We start from the raw sequence: 19,251 nt of genomic DNA on the forward strand, positions 1-19,251 counted from the left end.
CGCGTAGAATAGCGGCGCGGGTAATTATTCTGGACTGACCATGCTGCTGCTTATCGACAATTACGACTCCTTTACCTGGAATCTTTATCAATATTTCTGCGAGCTTGGCGCGCAGGTTCAGGTGGTGCGTAATGATGCCATCACGCTGGAGCAGATGGCGGCATTACCGCTGACTCATCTGGTGATCTCGCCTGGTCCCTGCACGCCGTCGGAGTCAGGCATTTCGCTGGCGGCGATCCGGCATTTCGCCGGTCAGCTGCCGGTGCTGGGCGTCTGTCTGGGTCATCAGGCGATTGCGCAGGCGTATGGCGCGCAGGTCGTGCGTGCACGTCAGGTGATGCACGGCAAAACCTCTGCGATTCAGCACACCGGCCAGGGCGTGTTCCGCAATCTGAATAATCCACTGACCGTAACCCGCTACCATTCCCTGATTGTACAACGTGACTCCCTGCCTGATGCCTTTGAGGTGACTGCCTGGACGGTGCGTGACGGCGAGCCTGACGAAATTATGGGATTCCGCCATAAAACCCTGGCGCTGGAAGGCGTGCAGTTCCATCCCGAAAGCATTCTCAGCGAGCAGGGACATCAGCTGCTGCGTAATTTCCTTGAGCAATAAGTTGCCTTTGAGTGATTTTTTATGCATATTTTATGATTATTATTTCAAGGCATCACCATAATCATTTAAATGGAGTCACTAATGGCAGCGGAAAAAATTGCGGTCACGCGGGAGACGTTCGATAACGTTATTTTGCCTGTTTATGCACCTGCGCAGTTCGTGCCGGTAAAAGGCAAGGGCAGTCGTGTATGGGATCAGCAGGGCAAAGAGTATATCGATTTCTCAGGTGGTATCGCCGTCACCGCACTTGGACACTGCCATCCTGCGCTGGTGGAGACGCTGAAAAGTCAGGGCGAGACGCTGTGGCATACCAGCAACGTCTTCACCAATGAACCGGCGCTGCGTCTTGCCAGTAAGTTAATTCAGGCGACCTTCGCTGAGCGTGTCTTCTTCGCTAACTCCGGCGCTGAAGCCAACGAAGCTGCCTTTAAGCTGGCACGTTATTACGCCTGCAAACGTCACAGCCCATTCAAAAGTAAGATCATCGCCTTTCATAACGCCTTCCATGGCCGGACGCTGTTTACCGTCACGGTCGGCGGACAGCCAAAATATTCTGACGGATTCGGGCCTAAACCGGCGGATATCGTCCATGTGCCATTCAATGACCTGAACGCAGTGAAAGCGGTGATTGACGATCACACCTGCGCCATTGTGGTTGAACCGATTCAGGGTGAGGGCGGCGTCGTGCCGGCAACGCAGGAATTTATGCAGGGACTGCGTGAGCTTTGCGATCAGCATCAGGCGCTGCTGGTGCTGGATGAAGTGCAGAGCGGCATGGGGCGCAGCGGCAAGCTGTTCGCCTATGAGCATTATGGCGTCCAGCCCGATATTCTGACCTCAGCCAAAGCACTGGGCGGCGGTTTCCCGGTCAGCGCCATGCTGACCACTAACGAGATCGCCTCGACGATGGCGCCGGGCGTGCATGGCACTACCTATGGCGGTAATCCCCTCGCCTGCGCTATTGCCGAAACCGCGCTCGATATTATCAATACGCCGGACGTGCTGGCAGGCGTTGAGACGCGTCGTCAGCACTTTGTCACGGCGCTGCAGGCCATCGATGCGAAGTATGATCTCTTCAGCGATATTCGCGGCAAGGGGCTGCTGATTGGCGCGGCGCTGAAACCGCAGCATGCCGGTAAAGCACGCGACATCCTGAATGCCGCGGCCGCAGAAGGCGTGATGGTGCTGGTTGCCGGAACCGACGTGATGCGTTTTGCCCCGTCACTGATCATTGAGCCTGCCGATATCGAAGAGGGCATGAGCCGCTTCGCCACGGCCGTCGGCAACGTGCTCAACGGCTAGCTTAGTTTTTACGTAAGCGTCTGATCAGCCAGCGGCCATGTTGCGGCCGCTGGTTCCACGCCAGCGATGAAATGGTGTACATCACGCTCAGATGATCGAGAATGCGCCGTACATGCTGCTCCACCACCGTTATCGGTCCCTCACTGATATTTTCCAGGTCATCCAGCAGGTTCACCTGTGAGCTTTCCCCATCATATTCCAGCCGCTGCTGACACCGCTGCAGCGCGATTTCACAGGATTGCAGGTAACGCTCAGCCAGCGACGCAGTGAGCATGGTGTGCTCACGCGCCAGAATCGTCATGGCGTTGATATGCTCGACGATAAACTGACTGTGCGTGACCCAGAGCCGCATATCACTCAGATAGCGGGAGTTGAACGCGGGTTCCTGCATCGCCTGATTCAGTGAGTTAAACAGCGCATTGTGTGCCTGATTGACCTTCACCCGCTGATAAGCCAGTTTCTCTGGTGACTGTTCGTCACCCAGCAACAGCCGTAGCGCATCCTGATAGGTTTCCAGTGCGTCATGGGCGTTCTGCCGTAGTAAGCCGCTCTGCCACTGCGGCCACAGCCACAGCATCCCGCCAAAAGCGATCAGACAACCCATCAGCGTATCCATGAGTCGCGGCAGCAGAAACTGCGCGCCATTCAGCGACAGCAATTGCAGCGAGTAAACCGCCGTGACCGTAAAGCCAATCATCGACCAGCCATAGAACTGGCGGGTAAAGCGATAGCTGATAAAGGTAATCGCCAGCATGATCAGCAGCACCAGCGACTCCGGCACCGCCATGCGCAGCGTGGCGGCCGCGATCACCAGACCGGCAAAAGTGCCCAGTGCCCGGTGCTGAATGCGGACACGGGTAGCGCTGTAGCCGTTCTGGCTGACGAACATGATGGTCATCAGGATCCAGTAGGGTTTGGGGATGTTGAAGAACAGCGCCAGCGCGCTGCCCAGCATCAGCATCACCGCAAAGCGGCCGGCAGTGCGCAGGGCCGATGAGCGGAACGAGAGATAACTGCGCAGCGCCGGTAACAGCGGCAGACGGCGCTGGCGGTCAGCCATCAGATCGCGCTGATAAAGGGGTTTCTGGGTGCGCAGAACCCGCGCGATGCGGTTGAAGTGGTAAAGGCAGAAGTTACCCACCGGATTGTCGGGATGCTGATGGGCGATTTTCTCCAGCGCGCCGAGCTGTTTATCCATCGCAAAGCGATCGGGTAGCTGGTGATAGAGAATGTCATCCGCCAGCACCCGCAACCGGGCCGAGATGGTTTTGGCATTCCATCGGATCACCGCTTCAGCGTGGCTCTGTTCGACCAGTTTCTGCACCTCTTCCGGCCGATGCAGGCTGACCGAGATATGTTCCTGCAGATCCAGCGCCACCTGAAAGGCGCGCGTCAGCCGTTTATGGCTGTGATCGCGGCTTGCCGACAGCATGTGCATCTGCTGATAACAGGTGTTGATCAGATCGACCACTTTCTGCTGGCGTGCCAGCAGCGGCGGCAGCGCCTTTTCCGGATCGGTCAGCTGCGTCAGCAGGGTATATTTGGCGTCGCAGTAGTTAGCCAGCTCGCGGTAGATCAGGCTCAGGCTTTCGCGCATTGGCTGCTCTTTCCACAGCCAGAACCAGAACCAGTTAAACAGCCCGTACCACAGCGTGCCGCCGATATAGAGCAGCGGGGGGACATAGATTGGCATGCGGCCAATCAGGCTCAGGGTAAAGATGGCGGCGATCAGGGTGCCGGGCAGCAGACGACCATGCAGCGGGCTAATTTCACCAGTGACGCCGAGCAGCAAGGGCATGGCGAACAGGATCAGCGGCAGAGGGATAGCATGCAGAGTAAGCCACTGCATCAGAAAGCTGCCGAGGGCAAACAGGCTGCCGCCAACAATCAGGCGTTTGAAGAAGCGTTTATGCGGGGTATCCAGACCGGCGATGTTGCAGCAGGCGGGCACTAATGAGAACAGCAAACCTTTTTGCAGGTCGCCAGCCAGCCAGCCCAGTGCCACGGGCAGACAGAGCACCAGCGTTTGCCGCAAGGCGTAGTTAACTTCAGGATGGTAAATAATTCGACGCCACATCGGCCCAACACAAACAATAACGGCGTGATGTTGCCATCACGCCGTGGGTGACAGGAATTAGCGGGTGCCGTAAACGACGATGGTTTTGCCGTGTGCGGAGATCAGGTTCTGATCTTCCAGCATCTTCAAAATACGGCCCACGGTTTCACGTGAACAACCAACAATCTGGCCAATTTCCTGACGAGTGATTTTAATTTGCATGCCGTCGGGATGCGTCATGGCATCTGGCTGCTTCGCCAGGTTAAGCAGAGTCTGTGCAATACGTCCGGTTACGTCGAGGAAAGCGAGGTTACCCACTTTTTCAGACGTCACCTGCAGGCGACGCGCCATCTGCGATGAGAGTCGCATCAGGATATCGGGATTAACCTGGATCAGCTGACGGAATTTCTTGTAAGAAATTTCCGCCACTTCGCACGCGCTTTTCGCACGTACCCAGGCGCTGCGCTCCTGGCCTTCTTCAAACAGGCCAAGCTCACCAATAAAATCGCCCTGATTCAGGTAAGAAAGAATCATCTCTTTGCCTTCTTCATCTTTAATCAGAACCGCAACGGAACCTTTCACGATGTAGTAAAGCGTTTCTGCTTTTTCACCTTGGTGAATCAGCGTACTTTTGGATGGATACTTGTGAATATGGCAATGGGACAGGAACCATTCGAGTGTAGGGTCTGTTTGCGGTTTGCCGAGAACCATTCGCTATTATCCTCTGTTGTAATCGTGCCCAAAATACAGGGGGCAGTTTTCCCTGTCAGGCGGTGAAAGCTTCAAGCGTTTCCATTTCAGGAAATTATTCGGGCCGCATCAGGCGCAGTGCGCATCATTCTTCCCGGCTTCGCCATCGGGTGACGAAAAATATTTTCAGCACTGTTTGTAGCACAGCTTTTGCCGACTGTCTTCTGTTGTCTCGCTTCAGCTACAGGCGGATTTCTCTGGATTGCTGTTTACCAGGCGAAAGCGTACTCTGGCGACAAAACAGCGTATTCCGGAGCAAAAATCATGCAGGCAAGAGTGAAATGGGTAGAAGGGCTGACATTCCTCGGAGAATCCTCATCCGGCCATCAGATACTGATGGATGGAAATTCGGGTGATAAAGCGCCCAGCCCAATGGAGATGGTGCTGATGGCGGCGGGCGGATGCAGCGCGATTGACGTGGTATCAATTCTGCAAAAAGGCCGCAACGATGTAGCTGATTGTGAAGTAAAACTGACTTCAGAACGTCGTGAAGAGGCGCCGCGAATCTTTACGCACATCAACCTGCATTTTATCGTGAGTGGCAAAGCGCTCCAGGATAAAGCGGTCTCACGCGCCGTGGATCTTTCTGCTGAAAAATATTGCTCTGTGGCCATCATGCTGGGTAAAGGCGTCAACATTACGCATAGCTATGAAGTGATTGAGCTGTAGTAGCCGCAAGGGATCTTTTAGTGATTGAGCTGTAATAGCCGCAGGGATCTTTTAAGGTCGCGGGCAAAATCTGTCGTGCTCTGCTGTCAGACTGTGCCTGCATCGGGAATCCGCTTTGATACTGTGCCTGCGCAGGGAACCGGGTCAGATCGGAAAGACGCAAAAGCCGCCATCCATGGCATGCCCGGCCCGCGCGATTACGCACCTCATCCCTGAGGTGCGCCCGTAACCGGGCCAACGCGTTGCGTTGTTCAAAAACGCTCCCGGCGTTTTTATCCGGGCGGCGGGACGCTTTCCTCTTCTGACCCGGTTCCCGGCGTGTTGAACTTATCTATTGCTGCCAGATTCTTTCTGCCCAGGCGTTGTCTGTAGCGACCTTCCTGAAACCGGATGCGGTTGCCGGACGGGAAGTGAAGGGAGCATATACCTGTAGCAAAGCATCGCGGGCCAGGGATGGCCCGCGCTGAGCCTGCCAGGGATGGCGGTTTTGCGTCTTTGCGAAAGGTGTATGCTACCTGAAGCCTGCTCAGCGGTAAGTCTTTAGCCGCAGGAAAACCAGTTTTACCATCTTTGTGAAAGACATCTGCTCTCAGAGCGGTTTTTGCTGACCTCTTACTCTATTCGCTTACCTTCCATCAGCCGCTTCACCAGCGGACCCATGATCAACTCCATCGCCAGACCCATTTTGCCGCCAGGCACCACCAGCGTATTGATGTGCGAGATAAACGAGCCCTGCAGCATCGCCAGCAGGTAGGGGAGGTCGATATCTTCCAGCGCCTGGAAGTGGATCACTACAAAGCTCTCATCCAGTGACGGAATAGCGCGGGCAGCGAACGGGTTTGAGGTATCGACCGTCGGGACGCGCTGAAAGTTGAGGTGAGTGCGTGAAAACTGTGGTGTGATGAAGTTGATGTAATCTTCCATCGAGCGCACCACCGAATCCATGACTGCTTCACGTGAATGGCCGCGCTCGCCGGTATCGCGCACCAGCTTCTGAATCCACTCCAGGTTCACAATTGGCACCACGCCAACCAGCAGATCAACCTGTTCTGCTACGTTGTGCTGCGCCGTTACCACGCCGCCGTGCAGCCCTTCGTAGAAGAGAATATCGGTGTTCTGCGGCAGCGGTTGCCACGGCGTAAAGGTGCCAGGCACCTGATTCCACGGCACCGCTTCATCGTAGGTGTGCAGATATTTACGCGACTGGCCCTGTCCGCTCTGGCCATACTCTTTAAAGCTCTGCTCCAGCAGGCCAAAGTCATTGGCTTCCGGGCCGAAGTAGCTGACATGACGTCCTAAATCGCGCGCCTTACGAATCGCCATATCCATTTCAGGACGGGTAAAGCGGTGAAAACTGTCACCTTCCAGCTCCGCCGCATGAAGATCGAGCTGCTGAAAGATCTTGCGAAACGCCACGCTGGTGGTGGTGGTCCCTGCGCCGCTGGAACCAGTCACCGCGATAATGGGATGACGTGCAGACATAGAAAAGCTCCCTGTGAGGTCGGGCAATAGGCATTGTTAACACGAAATGCCGTTGGGTGCATCAGCCACGAAATTCTTTGCGCGGCATGATATTGACCGATTCGTGCAGTTCCGACCACACCAGTACCACTTCACCCGTTTCCAGCTGACGTCGCACATCGGCCACCTTGTCGATCAGGCTGCGTTCCTGCTCGCCATAGTCCGTGCCTTCACGCAGTACAAAGGTTTCAATCAGATTTTCAAGGGTCTCAGGTGAGACCTGTTGCCAGGGAATAATCACGAGATCAGTTATCCAGAAAAGGGGCGATCCACTGGGGGATGCGCTGTTCCAGCCACATTTCAGGCTGGCGTAATGTCCCACCAACAAAACCTACATGGCCGCCGTGTGGTGTCAGTTGATAGGTAATAGTGGCAGATAATTGGCTGCTGTGCGGGATCACCTCATCACTCATAAAAGGATCATCTTTGGCGTGAATGATCAGCAGCGGTTTCTCTGCGTGCTTCAGCCAGGGCATGGCGCTGGCACGATGATAGTAATCGGCCGCATCCAGAAAACCGTGGGCGCGGGCGGTAATGGCATCATCAAAATCGCGTAGTCGCCGCAGCGCTTTCAGCTGCGCCAGATTGACCGGCAGCGTATCCGGCCAGGCGTGCAGTTTGCGGCGGGCATTTTTCTTGAGCTGCGCCAGCAAATAGTATTGATAGACGCGTGAGAAGCCGCTTTCCAGTTTTAGGCTACAGGGCTCCAGCAGCAGCGGAGCGGAGACAATGACACCCGCGTCTACCTCAGCGGCTGCGCCCTGCTGGCCCAGCAGGCAGCCCAGCATGTTACCGCCCAGCGAGAAACCGACCGCGGCGGTGGGTACGCGGCCCCAGCGGGTGCGCAGCCAGTGCAGAAAAAAGCGGGCATCTTCGGTTTCGCCGGAGTGATAGATACGGTTGAGCCGATTCGGTTCGCCGCTGCAGCCGCGAAAATGCATCACCACCGCCAGCCAGCCGCGCGCACGGCAGATCGCCATCAGGCCATGAATATAGGGGCTGTGAAAACTGCCCTCCAGCCCATGAAACAGCACCACGCGCGGTTTATGCTGCGCGAACTGCGGATCTTCACTCCAGGCGAGATCGACGAAGTCGCCATCCGGCAGGTCGAGACGCTGCCAGTGGGGATCGCCCGTAATACGACGACGTAGCAGGCGCGGCAGCAGGGTCTGCAGGTGCGCGTTACGCAGACTCTCAGGTGGCGTGAAGTGCTCGTTTTCTGGTCCGGTAAATTTCATGTGGTAAAAGCTTGTCTGTTCCATATCACACTGTTAGCTTCGATAAGTTTTTTCTTGCAGGGTAAGGAGTACCCGATTGCCATGGAACTGAGTCTTTTCTTATCAATGTTGGGATTTCTTTGGGTCGCGGCCATTACGCCCGGGCCTAATAATATGTTACTCACCGCCTCGGGCGCTAATTTTGGCTTTATGCGCACCATTCCGCTGATGATTGGCATTATGATCGGGATGCAGGTGATGCTGCTGATGGTGGCCTTTGGCGTCGGCGGGCTGATCCTGCTCTATCCTTCGCTGCACCTGGTGCTGAAAATCGCCGGTAGCCTCTATCTGCTCTGGCTGGCGTGGAAGATTGCGACGTCCAGTTATGAAAAGCTGGAAACCGATCAGGCACCGGATGCGCCGATGCCCTTCTGGCAGGGCGGCTTGTTGCAGTTGATCAATCCCAAAGCCTGGCTGATGGCGCTGGGCGCGGTCGCCAGCTTCAGCCTGGCCGGTGACGCGTATCGGCATTCCGTGATGGCGATAAGCATCGGCATGTTTCTGGTTAATCTGGTATCGGGAGTTATCTGGATGGGATTTGGTGCGATGATCGGCCGCATTCTGCGCAGCCGTCGCGCCTGGAAAATCTTTAACCTCGCCATGGGGCTGCTGACCGCTGCCTGCGTGCTGTTAATCTGGCACTGAGTCAGCTGGATGCGCGTTCAACGCGCGTCCAGGGCAGCACCTCGCGGATCACAGGCGCATTCGGGTTACGGATCTTCTGTAGCAGCAATTGCACGCTGCGCGCGCCCAGCTGGTTCATCGGCTGCTCAATGGTCGTCAGCGGCGGATTCAGGCTGCGGGTAAACGACACGCCATCAAATCCGACCACCGCCAGATCTTCCGGCACGCGCAGACCCGCTTCCAGCGCCGCATGCACCACGCCCACCGCCAGCACATCTGAAACCGCAAATACCGCATCCGGCGGTTCCGGCAGCGCCATCAACGCTCTCAGCCCCTGACTGCCTGCCTCACAGGAGATTTCGTACGTGTAGGAGACGCCGGACCACGCATACCCCAGCTCCTCAATCGCCTGCCGGTAGCCCTTTTCACGATGATGTGAGTAAAGGTAACGCATGTCGCCATTGATCAGCCCGATGCGTTTACGCCCTTTACCGGCAAGGTAGTGGACGGTGTCGCGCGCGGCTTCAAGGTGATCAATGCTGACCGAGGAGGCGGGGATATCCGGATCAAATTCGCAGCACTGCACCCACGGCGCACCGGCGATGAGCGCCTGTAAATCCTGTAAACCAGAGGCCGCATCCATAGTAATTACGCCATCCACCACTTTTCCGGTCAGCAGGGACAGATAGGCGGCTTCACGCTGGAGCTGCGAGGCGGAGTTACAGAGCAGGATGTGATAGCCGTGCAGTTCCGCTTCGGCCTCGATGCCCTGAACCACGTGTGAACAGAAGGGATTGGTGATATCCGAGATCAGCACCAGCAGCATGTTGCTTTGTGACGTACGCAGCTGACGCGCCAGTAAGTTGGGCTGATAGTCGCAGGCAGAGATTGCCGCCAGAACTTTCTCACGCGTATCGGGCTTCACGCCGGGATGCGCGTTGAGAACCCGCGATACCGTGGCTTTGGAGACGCCAGCCAGCTGAGCGACTTTCTCGATCGACATCGGATTCAGAAACCTTAACAGGCAATCATTGGGAACGCATATGAATAGCACAGAGACAATGTGAGCGCCTGACATTTTTGCTTACTTTAGCTATTTTCAGCATTTGCGATTTTTGACTTAGTTTTGCAGATAGTGATCTAAGAACTTATTTCTATTAGGGATAATTTTTAATTCCTTTATGAAACTATCGTGTGCAGAGACACTGCCTCCACTCTAAAAACGGTGGGGTAGTGATCATGGCAGCAACACGTTTAACTTTTTTAGCCGCAGCGCTGGCGCTGCTGGCGTTTCGGGCTGATGCGGTCAATGTCACCGTGGCTTACCAGACCTCGGCCGAACCGGCGAAAGTGGCGCAGGCTGATAACAGTTTTGCGAAAGAGAGCGGGGCCAGCGTTGACTGGCGCAAGTTTGACAGCGGCGCCGGGGTATTACGTGCGATGGCGTCCGGTGACGTCCAGATTGGCAACATCGGCTCCAGTCCGTTAGCGGTCGCGGCGGCGCAGAAGCTGCCGATTGAAGCCTTTTTACTCGCCTCTCAGCTGGGCAACTCTGAAGCGCTGGTGGTGAAGAAGAACATCACTACGCCCAAAGATTTAATTGGCAAGCGCATCGCGGTGCCGTTCATCTCTACCACTCACTACAGCCTGCTGGCTGCGCTGAAGCACTGGGGCATCAAACCGTCACAGGTACAACTGGTCAATCTGCAGCCGCCAGCAATTATCGCGGCCTGGCAGCGTGGCGACATTGATGGCGCTTACGTCTGGGCACCGGCGGTTAATGAGCTGGAAAAAGAGGGCAAGGTGTTAACCGACTCTGCGGAAGTGGGAAGCTGGGGATCGCCGACGCTGGATGTCTGGGTGGTTCGCAAAGATTTTGCTCAGCAGCATCCGGAGATCGTGACCGCCTTCGCCCGCAGCGCGCTTGACGCGCAGCAGGCCTACCTGAACAGCCCCGACAGCTGGCTGAAACAGTCCGATAACCTTAGTAAACTTTCTCGCCTCAGCGGTGTGCCGGAAGCACAGGTGCCCGGTCTGGTAAAGGGCAATACCTACCTCACGGCGCAGCAGCAGGTTGAGCAACTGGGCAAACCTGTCAATAAAGCGATCGTCGATACCGCGCAGTTTCTGAAAGCGCAGGGCCGGGTGCCGCAGGCGGATAATGACTACAGCAGTTATGTGACCTCCCGTTTCGTCGAGCCATTAGTTAAACCTTAAGGAGGCACTATGCTGCGCATTGCTCACCTTAATGCCCGTTATGCCGGACAGCCGGTGTTGCAGGATATCAATCTGCAACTGGATAGCCATGAACTGCTGGTGGTGCTCGGCCCCTCCGGCTGCGGCAAAACCACACTGCTCAATCTGGTTGCCGGTTTCCTGCCGGTGGAGTCGGGCAGCATCACGCTGGATAACCAGCCGGTGACCGGGCCTGGTGCGGAGCGCGGCGTGGTGTTTCAGCATGAAGGATTACTGCCGTGGCGCAACGTGCTGGATAACGTCGCCTTTGGCCTGCAGCTGGCCGGGATGTCGCGCCCGGATCGCGACACGATTGCCCGCCGGTTAATCAGGCAGGTGGGGCTGGAAGGTGCGGAAAAACGCGCCATCTGGCAGTTGTCTGGCGGTCAGCGTCAGCGGGTGGGCATTGCGCGCGCGCTGGCTACCGATCCACAACTGCTGTTGCTGGATGAGCCTTTCGGCGCACTGGATGCCTTTACCCGCGAGCAGATGCAAACCCTGCTGCTGACGCTGTGGCGCGACAGTGGTAAACAGATTCTGCTGATTACGCACGATATAGAAGAGGCGATTTTCCTGGCCAGCGAACTGATTCTGCTGTCGCCAGGACCGGGCCGCATCGTTGAGCGGCTGCGTCCTGGGTTTGGTCAGCGCTTTGCCGCAGGGGAGTCGTGCCGCAGCATCAAATCCGATCCGCAGTTTATCGCCCAGCGCGAGTATGTGCTGAGCCGGGTATTTGATCAGCGGGAGGCGTTTGCATGAGTGCACTCATCAATGACAAGTCTCTGCCGGTGCGCCGTCGTTTGCGCTGGCCGTTTTCAACCGCCTTTTCGCTGAGCATGCTGAGTCTCTCTCTGCTGTTGCTGCTCTGGTGGGGCGTGACCGCGCTGGGCCTGATTGCCCCGCTGTTCCTGCCGTCGCCGCAGCAGGTGTTAAGCAAGCTGCTGCTGATTGCCAGCGCGCAGGGCTTTATGGATGCCACGCTGTGGCAGCATCTGGCCGCCAGCCTGATACGGATGCTGATTGCGCTGACTGCCGCTGCCGCCATCGGCATTCCGGTAGGGATCCTGATGGGCCTCAGCCCGGTCGCTCGCGGGTTGCTCGATCCCCTGATTGAACTCTATCGCCCGATTCCGCCACTCGCCTATCTGCCATTGATGGTGATCTGGTTCGGCATTGGTGAGACCTCGAAAATCCTGCTGATCTATCTGGCGATTTTCGCGCCGGTGACGCTCTCCACCCTGGCTGGCGTGCGTAACACGCAGCAGGTCCGGCTTCGTGCGGCGCGCTCGCTGGGGGCTAACCGCTGGCAGCTGCTGCGCTGGGTGATTCTGCCGGGCGCGCTGCCGGAGATCCTCACCGGTCTGCGCATTGGTCTGGGAGTTGGCTGGTCAACGCTGGTGGCCGCTGAGCTCATTGCCGCCACGCGGGGCCTGGGTTTTATGGTGCAGTCAGCAGGAGAATTCCTCGCCACCGATGTGGTGCTGGCGGGTATCGCGGTAATCGCCTTTATCGCTTTTAGCTTAGAACTCGGGCTCCGCGCGTTGCAGCGCCGTCTGACGCCCTGGAGTGGAGAACAATCATGAACGAACGTCTCAGTTTTACCCCGCTTGGCCCGTACATTGGCGCGCAGGTCTCAAACCTCGATGTGTCTCGCCCATTGAGTGATGCGCAGTTTGAGCAGCTTTATCATGGCCTGCTGCGTCATCAGGTGCTGTTTCTGCGTGACCAGAAAATAACGCCCGAACAGCACCGCACGCTGGCAATCCGCTTTGGCGATCTGCATATCCATCCGGTCTATCCGCATGCGGAAGGCGTCGAGGAGATTATTGTGCTGGATACCCATCAGGATAATCCGCCGGATAATGACAACTGGCATACCGATGTCACTTTTATTGATACGCCGCCAGCGATCGCCTTGCTGGCCTCGAAGGTGTTACCGGAGTCGGGGGGTGACACGCTCTGGACCAGCGGCATTGCGGCTTACGAAGCGCTCTCTGACCCCTTTAAGCAGCTGCTGGCAGGTCTCCATGCCGAGCATGATTTCAAAAAGTCATTCCGGGAGTATAAGTACCGCAAAACGGAGGAGGAGCATCAGCGCTGGCAGCAGGCGGTAGCAAAACATCCGCCGGTGCAGCATCCGGTCATCCGCACCCATCCGGTCAGCGGCAAAAAAGCGCTGTTTGTGAATGAGGGCTTTACCACGCGGATCGTCGATTTAAGCGAGAAAGAGAGTGATGCGGTGCTGGGGTTTCTGTTTGCGCACGCCACCAAACCGGAGTTTCAGGTGCGCTGGCGCTGGCAGCCAGACGATCTGGCTATCTGGGATAATCGGGTCACGCAGCATTATGCCAATGCTGATTACTATCCTGCCCGGCGCATCATGCAGCGGGCAACGGTGCTGGGCGATAAACCCCGTTAAAAGAGAATCTCCCCGCGAGCGGGGAGATTTTTTTATGAGGCCATAATCTGTTCGAGCTGTTCCTGCGCTTCCAGCCACGCCATCTCCACTTCTTCCAGCGCAGATTTGCTCTCCGCCTGACGCTTCAGCGCGGTGGTCAGGTCCGCTTTACGGCTCTGATCATAGATAGCGCTGTCTGAGAGCTGAGCTTCGGCTTCGGCCAGCTGGCTCTGCCATTTGCTCATCTGCTTTTCCAGCTTCTCTATCTCTTTGCGCAGCGGCTGCGTCTGGGTGCGCAGTTCGGCATCACGACGCTTCTGGTCTTTACGCGCCTGGGCACTGTTGCCGTTATCCTGCTTCGGTGCGGCATCCTGTTGCGCCTGCTGCTTCTGCAGATCGCTCAGCCACTGCTGATAATCTTCGAGATCGCCTTCAAACACATCCACTTTGCCATCATGCACCAGATAGAGATCGTCGGTGGTCGCGCGCAGCAGATGACGGTCGTGCGAGACCACGACCAGCGCACCTTCGAAGTCGATCAACGCTTCAGTCAGCGCCTGGCGCATATCGAGATCGAGGTGGTTGGTGGGTTCATCCAGCAGCAACAGGTTAGGGCGCTGCCAGACAATCAGCGCCAGCACCAGTCGCGCTTTCTCACCGCCGGAGAAGCGCTTAGTGATTTCAGTGACTTTATCGCCGCGGAAATCGAAGCCGCCCAGATAGTCGCGCAGCTGCTGTTCCAGCACGTCAGGCGCAATGCGCGACAGATGCTGCAGCGGTGACTCATCGGCCCGCAGGTACTCCAGCTGATGCTGGGCGAAGTAACCGAGCTTGATCCCTTTCGCCAGCCCCATCTTGCCGTCCATCGCTTCCAGCTCACCCGCCAGCAATTTAATCAGGGTCGATTTACCGGCACCGTTACGTCCCAGCAGGCCGATGCGCGAGCCCGGCACCAGGTTGAGTTTGATGGCGTCGAGAATAATACGATCGCCATAACCTGCGGTGACCTTCTCCATTTTCATCAGCGGATTAGGCAGGTTCTCCGGCTTGCGGAAAGTGAAGCTGAACGGGTTATCGACATGGGCGGGCGCAATCATCTCCATGCGCTCCAGCATCTTGATGCGACTCTGCGCCTGCTTCGCCTTGGTGGCCTGAGCGCGGAAGCGATCAATGTAGCTGTGCAGGTGCGCCACTTTCTCCTGCTGGCTCTCATACAGCGCCTGCTGCTGAGCCAGTTTGGCGACGCGCTGCCGCTCAAAGGAGCTGTAGTTGCCGGTATATTCGAACATCGACTCCTGTTCGATATGAATAATTTTGTCGATGACGGGATCGAGGAAGTCACGATCGTGCGAGATCAGGATCAGCGTGCCTTCATAACTCTTCAGCCAGCGCTCCAGCCAGATCACCGCATCAAGATCGAGGTGGTTGGTCGGTTCATCCAGCAGCAGCAGATCGGAACGGCAAATCAGCGCCTGTGCCAGGTTGAGACGCATGCGCCAGCCACCGGAGAAGTCGCTGACCGGGCGTTGCAGCTGTTCCTGACTGAAGCCCAGACCATGCAGCAGGCTGGAGGCGCGCGCATGAATGCTCCACGCCTGCACCGCGTCCAGCTTGCCATGCAGCAGCGCAATGGCATTGCCATCGTCACGCAGATTAGCGTCCGCCAGTTCCGCTTCAAGCTGGCGAAACTGACGATCGCCATCAATCACGTACTCCAGCGCGGCTTTCTCCAGCGCAGGGGTTTCCTGATTCACCCAGGCCAGCGCCCAGTGAGTGGGGAACGTGACGGTACCGGCATCGCTGGTGATTTCACCTTTTAACAGCGACAGCAGCGTGGATTTTCCACAGCCGTTTTTACCCACCAGCCCGACCTTCTGGCCGGGATTGATGGTGGCGGTGGCATTGTCGAGCAGGACGCGGATGCCGCGGCGAATTTGTAAGGCTGAGAAGACAATCATGTAGGCGCCGTATCGTCAGAATATGTTAATTTACTGGCAACATAATGAGATTTTGCTGCGTCGTGCATGGTAGCGGAAAACCGCACCAATGACGACGCTTTGGAGAGAAAGGATGTCGCAGCCACCCAGGGTTCTGCTGCTTTATGCTCATCCGGAATCACAGGATTCGATCGCCAATCGGATCTTGCTGCAGCCGGCTCAGGCACTGGAACACGTTACCGTGCACGATCTGTACGCAACCTATCCCGATTTTTTTATCGATATTCACCATGAACAACAGCTGCTGCGTGAACATGATGTCATCATTTTCCAGCATCCGCTCTATACCTATAGCTGTCCGGCGCTGCTGAAAGAGTGGCTGGACAGGGTTCTGTCGCGCGGTTTCGCCAATGGCGTGGATGGCAATGCGCTGGAAGGAAAGTACTGGCGCAGCGTCGTCACCACCGGAGAACCGGAAAGTGCTTTCAGACATCAGGGTCTGAACCGCTATTCGCTCAATGACATTATGCGTCCTTTTGAGCTGACCGCGCAGATGTGCCGTATGCACTGGATGCCGCCGATGATCGTCTACTGGGCGCGTCGTCAGAGTCCTGAATTAATGAAAAATTACGCCCGCGCCTATGGCGACTGGCTGGCGGCACCGCTGCCGAATGGAGGGGTATAGATGGAAGGGCAAACGCTGCTGACCGCCGGGGTGATTTATCTGGTCGCGGCGGTATTGATTGTACCGGTGGCGGCTCGCCTCGGTATTGGTGCAGTTCTGGGCTATCTGGTGGCGGGTATCGCTATCGGCCCGTGGGGATTAGGTTTTATCAGCGACGTCGACGAGATTCTGCACTTCTCTGAGCTTGGCGTGGTGTTCCTGATGTTTATTATCGGGCTGGAGCTGAACCCGGCAAAGCTTTGGGCGCTGCGCCGCTCCATTTTTGGCGTCGGCGCGGCGCAGGTGATCTTCTCAGCGGCAATTCTCGGCGGCTTATTGTGGCTGACCAACTTTAGCTGGCAGGCGGCGATCATTGGCGGGATTGGTCTGGCGATGTCCTCGACCGCCATGGCCCTGCAGCTGATGATGGATAAAGGCATGAACCGCAGCGAGGCGGGGCAACTGGGCTTTTCGGTGTTGCTGTTTCAGGATATCGCGGTGATCCCAGCCCTGGCGCTGATCCCGCTGCTGGCCGGAACCGACAGTGGTCATATCGACTGGATGAAGGTTGGCATGAAAGTACTGGCGTTTGCCGGCATGCTGGTGGGCGGACGCTATCTGCTGCGGCCTATCTTCCGTTACATCGCTGCGTCGGGCGTGCGCGAAGTCTTTACCGCCGCTTCACTGCTGCTGGTGCTGGGCTCGGCGCTCTTTATGGATGCGCTGGGTCTGTCGATGGCGCTGGGTACCTTTATTGCCGGGATCCTGCTGGCGGAAAGCGAGTACCGGCATGAGCTGGAAGTGGCTATCGATCCGTTTAAAGGCTTACTGCTGGGCCTGTTCTTTATTTCGGTTGGCATGGCGCTCAACCTCGGTGTGCTCTATACCCATATTGTGACCATTCTGCTGGGCGTCGTGACGCTGGTGGCGGTGAAAACGCTGGTGCTCTATCTGCTGGCGCGCATTTATGGCTTACGCAGCTCTGAACGGCAGCAGTTCGCTGGCGTGCTGAGTCAGGGGGGCGAGTTCGCCTTTGTGCTCTTTTCAGCGGCCTCCTCGGCAAAGCTATTCTCTGGCGATCAACTGCCGATGCTGTTGGTAACGGTGACTCTGTCGATGATGACCACGCCGCTGCTGATGAAGGGAATCGATCGTCTGCTGGCACGCCGCTTCAATGAGCCGGATGACGAGGCAGAGAAGCACTTTGTTGAAGACGATCAGCCGCAGGTAATTGTGGTGGGCTTTGGTCGCTTCGGGCAGGTGGTGGGTCGTTTGCTGATGGCGAACAACAAACGCATCACCGTGCTTGAACGCGACATCAGTGCAGTCAGTCTGATGCGGAAGTATGGCTATAAGGTCTATTACGGCGATGCCACCGAACTGGAGTTGCTGCGGGCAGCCGGTGCGGCCAGCGCTCAGGCGATTGTGATCACCTGCAATGAGCCAGAAGATGTGATGACGATTGTACATCTGTGCCAGCAGCATTTTCCGCAGTTGCAGATTCAGGCGCGCGCCCGGGGCCGTGTAGAAGCGCATGAACTGCTTCAGGCGGGTGTCACGCAGTTCTCGCGTGAGACCTTCTCCAGTGCGCTGGAACTGGGACGTAAAACGCTGATGACGCTGGGGATGCATCCGCATCAGGCGCACCGCGCCCAGCAGTATTTCCGCCATCTTGACATGCGGATGCTGCGCGAGTTGATGCCCAATCTCTCTGAAAGCGCGCAGGCTTCGCGCGTCCGCGAAGCGCGACGTGAACTGGAAGATATCTTCCAGCGCGAAATGCAGCGCGAAAAGCGGCAGATCGACGGCTGGGACGATGATGAATAACTTCTTTAAACAGGCAGAAGCTAATGCGTAAACGTTTTATTGCTGGTGCGACATGCCCGCACTGTCAGGAGAAGGACACGCTGGCAATGTGGCGTGAAAATAATGTCGATGTGGTGGAGTGCGTGAAGTGTGGTCACCAGATGCGTGAGGCCGATAAGCAGGCGCGCGATCAGGTTCGCACTAATGAGCAGGTTATCGGTATTTTTCATCCTGAATAGCGGAATGGCGCAGCTTTTTTTACGCCTGGACTTACAGCGGGATTGAATTCCGTTACAATTGTCGCCATTAAGGCTGTAGTCGCAAGAGAAAGTGAAAACCCTCTTGTACTCAGCCCCGAACCTTTCTGGTTGGTGTTATTGCACGAAAGAATAGACCAATGAGACGGGATCTCAGCTCTCAACGGTTAGGAGATATCATGAAAGTAGCAAAAGACCTGGTGGTAAGCCTGGCCTATCAGGTACGTACAGAAGACGGCGTGTTAGTTGACGAGTCACCGGTGAGTGCACCGTTAGACTATCTGCACGGTCATGGTTCCCTGATTTCTGGTCTGGAAAATGCGCTGGAAAACCACATTGCCGGCGACAAGTTTGACGTGCATATCCCGGCAAACGATGCCTACGGTCAGTATGACGATAACCTGGTGCAGCGTGTGCCTAAAGACGTCTTCATGGGCGTTGACGAACTGCAGGTTGGCATGCGCTTCCTGGCAGAAACCGATCAGGGTCCGGTACCGGTAGAAATCACCGAAGTGGAAGATGATCACGTCGTGGTTGATGGTAACCACATGCTGGCGGGTCAGAACCTGAACTTCAACGTTGAAGTGGTTGCTATTCGCGAAGCCACGCCGGAAGAACTGGCTCATGGCCATGTTCACGGTGCAGATGGCCATCATCATGACCACGATCACGGCCATGATCACGACCATGATGATGGTAAAGGCGGTTGTGGCACTGGCGGTTGCGGCTGCAGCCACTAAGTCTCAACAGACCTTTTAAGGCCACCTTCGGGTGGCCTTTCTTTTGGCGCGCATTCTGGTTCTGCCCGTGAAAGCCGGGACCAGATAGCCCGCAATCAGTAGTGCGGTGGTGGCGTCTCTTCAGATTGTGAGGCGACGATCGATGGCGCATTTGCTTTGAGCTTGTCAGTTAAAATGCGCATCTGCTCACGCATTTTATTCATCTCCAGCTCGTGCTGAACGACCGCGCTGTTCAGCTGATCGATAGTCATCTCCTGAAAGGCCAGTTTGCTCTCAAGCGTCTCCAGACGCTGTTCCCACTCAGATTGTTGCATGACCTGTTCCTCTGTTAAGGTGCGACTCGGGGCATGATTCTACGACCTGACCGCCAGGAATCACCTGTTTTTTTCACGCCCGGAG

At 56.6% G+C, this 19,251-nt stretch carries 20 protein-coding genes; 12 read left to right on the forward strand and 8 right to left on the reverse strand.

The features are described from left to right. Positions 1-40 precede the first annotated feature (40 nt). Both AC0T7J_RS16295 and argD read left to right on the forward strand, forming a co-directional pair. Positions 41-616, forward strand: a complete 576-nt coding sequence (locus tag AC0T7J_RS16295; protein ID WP_039388916.1) for an aminodeoxychorismate/anthranilate synthase component II — start codon at positions 41-43, stop codon at positions 614-616. A gap of 81 nt (positions 617-697) precedes the next feature. After that, on the forward strand, positions 698-1,918 hold the full coding sequence (argD, locus tag AC0T7J_RS16300) for a bifunctional acetylornithine/succinyldiaminopimelate transaminase (RefSeq protein WP_031593893.1): 1,221 nt from the start codon (positions 698-700) through the stop codon (positions 1,916-1,918). Position 1,919: 1 nt separating this feature from the next. Here argD and AC0T7J_RS16305 read toward each other — a convergent pair whose 3' ends face one another. After that, positions 1,920-3,995, reverse strand: a complete 2,076-nt coding sequence (locus AC0T7J_RS16305) for a YccS/YhfK family putative transporter (RefSeq protein ID WP_473795350.1) — start codon at positions 3,993-3,995, stop codon at positions 1,920-1,922. 57 nt (positions 3,996-4,052) lie between these two features. Further along, on the reverse strand, positions 4,053-4,685 hold the full coding sequence (gene crp, locus AC0T7J_RS16310) for a cAMP-activated global transcriptional regulator CRP (RefSeq protein WP_003852956.1): 633 nt from the start codon (positions 4,683-4,685) through the stop codon (positions 4,053-4,055). A gap of 303 nt (positions 4,686-4,988) precedes the next feature. On the opposite strand from crp, the gene AC0T7J_RS16315 reads away from it, so the two are divergent. Next, on the forward strand, positions 4,989-5,393 hold the full coding sequence (locus tag AC0T7J_RS16315; RefSeq protein WP_010253071.1) for an OsmC family protein: 405 nt from the start codon (positions 4,989-4,991) through the stop codon (positions 5,391-5,393). A gap of 612 nt (positions 5,394-6,005) precedes the next feature. On the opposite strand, the gene AC0T7J_RS16320 is transcribed toward AC0T7J_RS16315, so the two are convergent. The 3 genes from AC0T7J_RS16320 to AC0T7J_RS16330 form a co-directional block, all read right to left on the reverse strand. Further along, on the reverse strand, positions 6,006-6,875 hold the full coding sequence (locus AC0T7J_RS16320; RefSeq protein WP_010253068.1) for a phosphoribulokinase: 870 nt from the start codon (positions 6,873-6,875) through the stop codon (positions 6,006-6,008). Between the two features lie 61 nt (positions 6,876-6,936). Continuing rightward, positions 6,937-7,155, reverse strand: coding sequence for a YheU family protein (locus AC0T7J_RS16325; protein ID WP_010253066.1), 219 nt, complete (start codon positions 7,153-7,155; stop codon positions 6,937-6,939). Positions 7,156-7,159: 4 nt separating this feature from the next. After that, the gene (locus AC0T7J_RS16330; RefSeq protein WP_473795351.1) at positions 7,160-8,176 is read right to left on the reverse strand and encodes a hydrolase; all 1,017 of its coding nucleotides are present in this window, start codon (positions 8,174-8,176) and stop codon (positions 7,160-7,162) included. 57 nt (positions 8,177-8,233) lie between these two features. Between AC0T7J_RS16330 and AC0T7J_RS16335 the strand changes: the two genes are divergently transcribed. Further along, the gene (locus AC0T7J_RS16335) at positions 8,234-8,836 is read left to right on the forward strand and encodes a LysE family translocator (RefSeq protein WP_010253059.1); all 603 of its coding nucleotides are present in this window, start codon (positions 8,234-8,236) and stop codon (positions 8,834-8,836) included. 1 nt (position 8,837) lies between these two features. Here AC0T7J_RS16335 and AC0T7J_RS16340 read toward each other — a convergent pair whose 3' ends face one another. After that, positions 8,838-9,818: a LacI family DNA-binding transcriptional regulator gene (locus AC0T7J_RS16340; protein ID WP_473795352.1), complete on the reverse strand. Its 981-nt coding sequence runs from the start codon at positions 9,816-9,818 to the stop codon at positions 8,838-8,840. A gap of 236 nt (positions 9,819-10,054) precedes the next feature. Here AC0T7J_RS16340 and tauA point away from each other — a divergent pair, with 236 nt between their 5' ends. Genes tauA through tauD form a run of 4 tightly spaced genes read left to right on the forward strand, consistent with a single transcriptional unit; the run spans position 10,055 to position 13,469 of the window. After that, entirely contained in the window at positions 10,055-11,032 is a 978-nt protein-coding gene (gene tauA, locus AC0T7J_RS16345; protein WP_010253052.1) for a taurine ABC transporter substrate-binding protein, read from the forward strand. A 9-nt stretch (positions 11,033-11,041) separates the two neighbouring features. Continuing rightward, positions 11,042-11,809, forward strand: coding sequence for a taurine ABC transporter ATP-binding subunit (gene tauB, locus AC0T7J_RS16350; protein ID WP_010253049.1), 768 nt, complete (start codon positions 11,042-11,044; stop codon positions 11,807-11,809). Continuing rightward, a complete protein-coding gene (gene tauC / locus AC0T7J_RS16355; RefSeq protein WP_473795353.1) occupies positions 11,806-12,633 on the forward strand; it encodes a taurine ABC transporter permease TauC in 828 nt (275 codons plus the stop codon). The genes tauB and tauC overlap by 4 nt, the downstream gene beginning before the upstream one ends. After that, positions 12,630-13,469: a taurine dioxygenase gene (gene tauD / locus AC0T7J_RS16360; RefSeq protein WP_473795354.1), complete on the forward strand. Its 840-nt coding sequence runs from the start codon at positions 12,630-12,632 to the stop codon at positions 13,467-13,469. The genes tauC and tauD overlap by 4 nt, the downstream gene beginning before the upstream one ends. 32 nt (positions 13,470-13,501) lie before the next feature. Here tauD and AC0T7J_RS16365 read toward each other — a convergent pair whose 3' ends face one another. Further along, positions 13,502-15,406, reverse strand: coding sequence for an ABC transporter ATP-binding protein (locus AC0T7J_RS16365; RefSeq protein WP_473795355.1), 1,905 nt, complete (start codon positions 15,404-15,406; stop codon positions 13,502-13,504). A gap of 112 nt (positions 15,407-15,518) precedes the next feature. Here AC0T7J_RS16365 and kefG point away from each other — a divergent pair, with 112 nt between their 5' ends. The 4 genes from kefG (at position 15,519) to slyD (ending at position 18,852) form a co-directional block, all read left to right on the forward strand. Next, positions 15,519-16,070, forward strand: a complete 552-nt coding sequence (gene kefG / locus AC0T7J_RS16370; RefSeq protein ID WP_010253037.1) for a glutathione-regulated potassium-efflux system ancillary protein KefG — start codon at positions 15,519-15,521, stop codon at positions 16,068-16,070. Next, the gene (kefB, locus tag AC0T7J_RS16375) at positions 16,071-17,876 is read left to right on the forward strand and encodes a glutathione-regulated potassium-efflux system protein KefB (RefSeq protein ID WP_010253035.1); all 1,806 of its coding nucleotides are present in this window, start codon (positions 16,071-16,073) and stop codon (positions 17,874-17,876) included. It abuts the gene before it with no gap. Between the two features lie 23 nt (positions 17,877-17,899). Further along, complete coding sequence (locus AC0T7J_RS16380) at positions 17,900-18,094, forward strand: YheV family putative zinc ribbon protein (protein ID WP_010253033.1); 195 nt, start codon at positions 17,900-17,902, stop codon at positions 18,092-18,094. Between the two features lie 197 nt (positions 18,095-18,291). Then, the gene (gene slyD / locus AC0T7J_RS16385) at positions 18,292-18,852 is read left to right on the forward strand and encodes a peptidylprolyl isomerase (protein WP_473795356.1); all 561 of its coding nucleotides are present in this window, start codon (positions 18,292-18,294) and stop codon (positions 18,850-18,852) included. Positions 18,853-18,947: 95 nt separating this feature from the next. Here the strand turns inward: slyD and AC0T7J_RS16390 are convergent, their stop codons facing one another. Beyond that, positions 18,948-19,166, reverse strand: coding sequence for a SlyX family protein (locus tag AC0T7J_RS16390; protein WP_010253031.1), 219 nt, complete (start codon positions 19,164-19,166; stop codon positions 18,948-18,950). Positions 19,167-19,251: the final 85 nt, after the last annotated feature.

It is taken from the genome of Pantoea sp. E956-1 (assembly GCF_982223955.1).

Coding starts and splice junctions, on each gene's coding strand:
- AC0T7J_RS16295 (WP_039388916.1), top strand. CDS start 41: ATGCTGCTGCTTATCGACAATTACGACTCCTTTACCTGGAATCTTTAT.
- crp (WP_003852956.1), bottom strand. CDS start 4,685: ATGGTTCTCGGCAAACCGCAAACAGACCCTACACTCGAATGGTTCCTG.
- AC0T7J_RS16305 (WP_473795350.1), bottom strand. CDS start 3,995: ATGTGGCGTCGAATTATTTACCATCCTGAAGTTAACTACGCCTTGCGG.
- AC0T7J_RS16320 (WP_010253068.1), bottom strand. CDS start 6,875: ATGTCTGCACGTCATCCCATTATCGCGGTGACTGGTTCCAGCGGCGCA.
- AC0T7J_RS16390 (WP_010253031.1), bottom strand. CDS start 19,166: ATGCAACAATCTGAGTGGGAACAGCGTCTGGAGACGCTTGAGAGCAAA.
- AC0T7J_RS16340 (WP_473795352.1), bottom strand. CDS start 9,818: ATGTCGATCGAGAAAGTCGCTCAGCTGGCTGGCGTCTCCAAAGCCACG.
- AC0T7J_RS16365 (WP_473795355.1), bottom strand. CDS start 15,406: ATGATTGTCTTCTCAGCCTTACAAATTCGCCGCGGCATCCGCGTCCTG.
- kefB (WP_010253035.1), top strand. CDS start 16,071: ATGGAAGGGCAAACGCTGCTGACCGCCGGGGTGATTTATCTGGTCGCG.
- tauA (WP_010253052.1), top strand. CDS start 10,055: ATGGCAGCAACACGTTTAACTTTTTTAGCCGCAGCGCTGGCGCTGCTG.
- AC0T7J_RS16335 (WP_010253059.1), top strand. CDS start 8,234: ATGGAACTGAGTCTTTTCTTATCAATGTTGGGATTTCTTTGGGTCGCG.
- tauB (WP_010253049.1), top strand. CDS start 11,042: ATGCTGCGCATTGCTCACCTTAATGCCCGTTATGCCGGACAGCCGGTG.
- tauC (WP_473795353.1), top strand. CDS start 11,806: ATGAGTGCACTCATCAATGACAAGTCTCTGCCGGTGCGCCGTCGTTTG.
- kefG (WP_010253037.1), top strand. CDS start 15,519: ATGTCGCAGCCACCCAGGGTTCTGCTGCTTTATGCTCATCCGGAATCA.
- argD (WP_031593893.1), top strand. CDS start 698: ATGGCAGCGGAAAAAATTGCGGTCACGCGGGAGACGTTCGATAACGTT.
- slyD (WP_473795356.1), top strand. CDS start 18,292: ATGAAAGTAGCAAAAGACCTGGTGGTAAGCCTGGCCTATCAGGTACGT.
- AC0T7J_RS16380 (WP_010253033.1), top strand. CDS start 17,900: ATGCGTAAACGTTTTATTGCTGGTGCGACATGCCCGCACTGTCAGGAG.
- AC0T7J_RS16330 (WP_473795351.1), bottom strand. CDS start 8,176: ATGGAACAGACAAGCTTTTACCACATGAAATTTACCGGACCAGAAAAC.
- AC0T7J_RS16315 (WP_010253071.1), top strand. CDS start 4,989: ATGCAGGCAAGAGTGAAATGGGTAGAAGGGCTGACATTCCTCGGAGAA.
- tauD (WP_473795354.1), top strand. CDS start 12,630: ATGAACGAACGTCTCAGTTTTACCCCGCTTGGCCCGTACATTGGCGCG.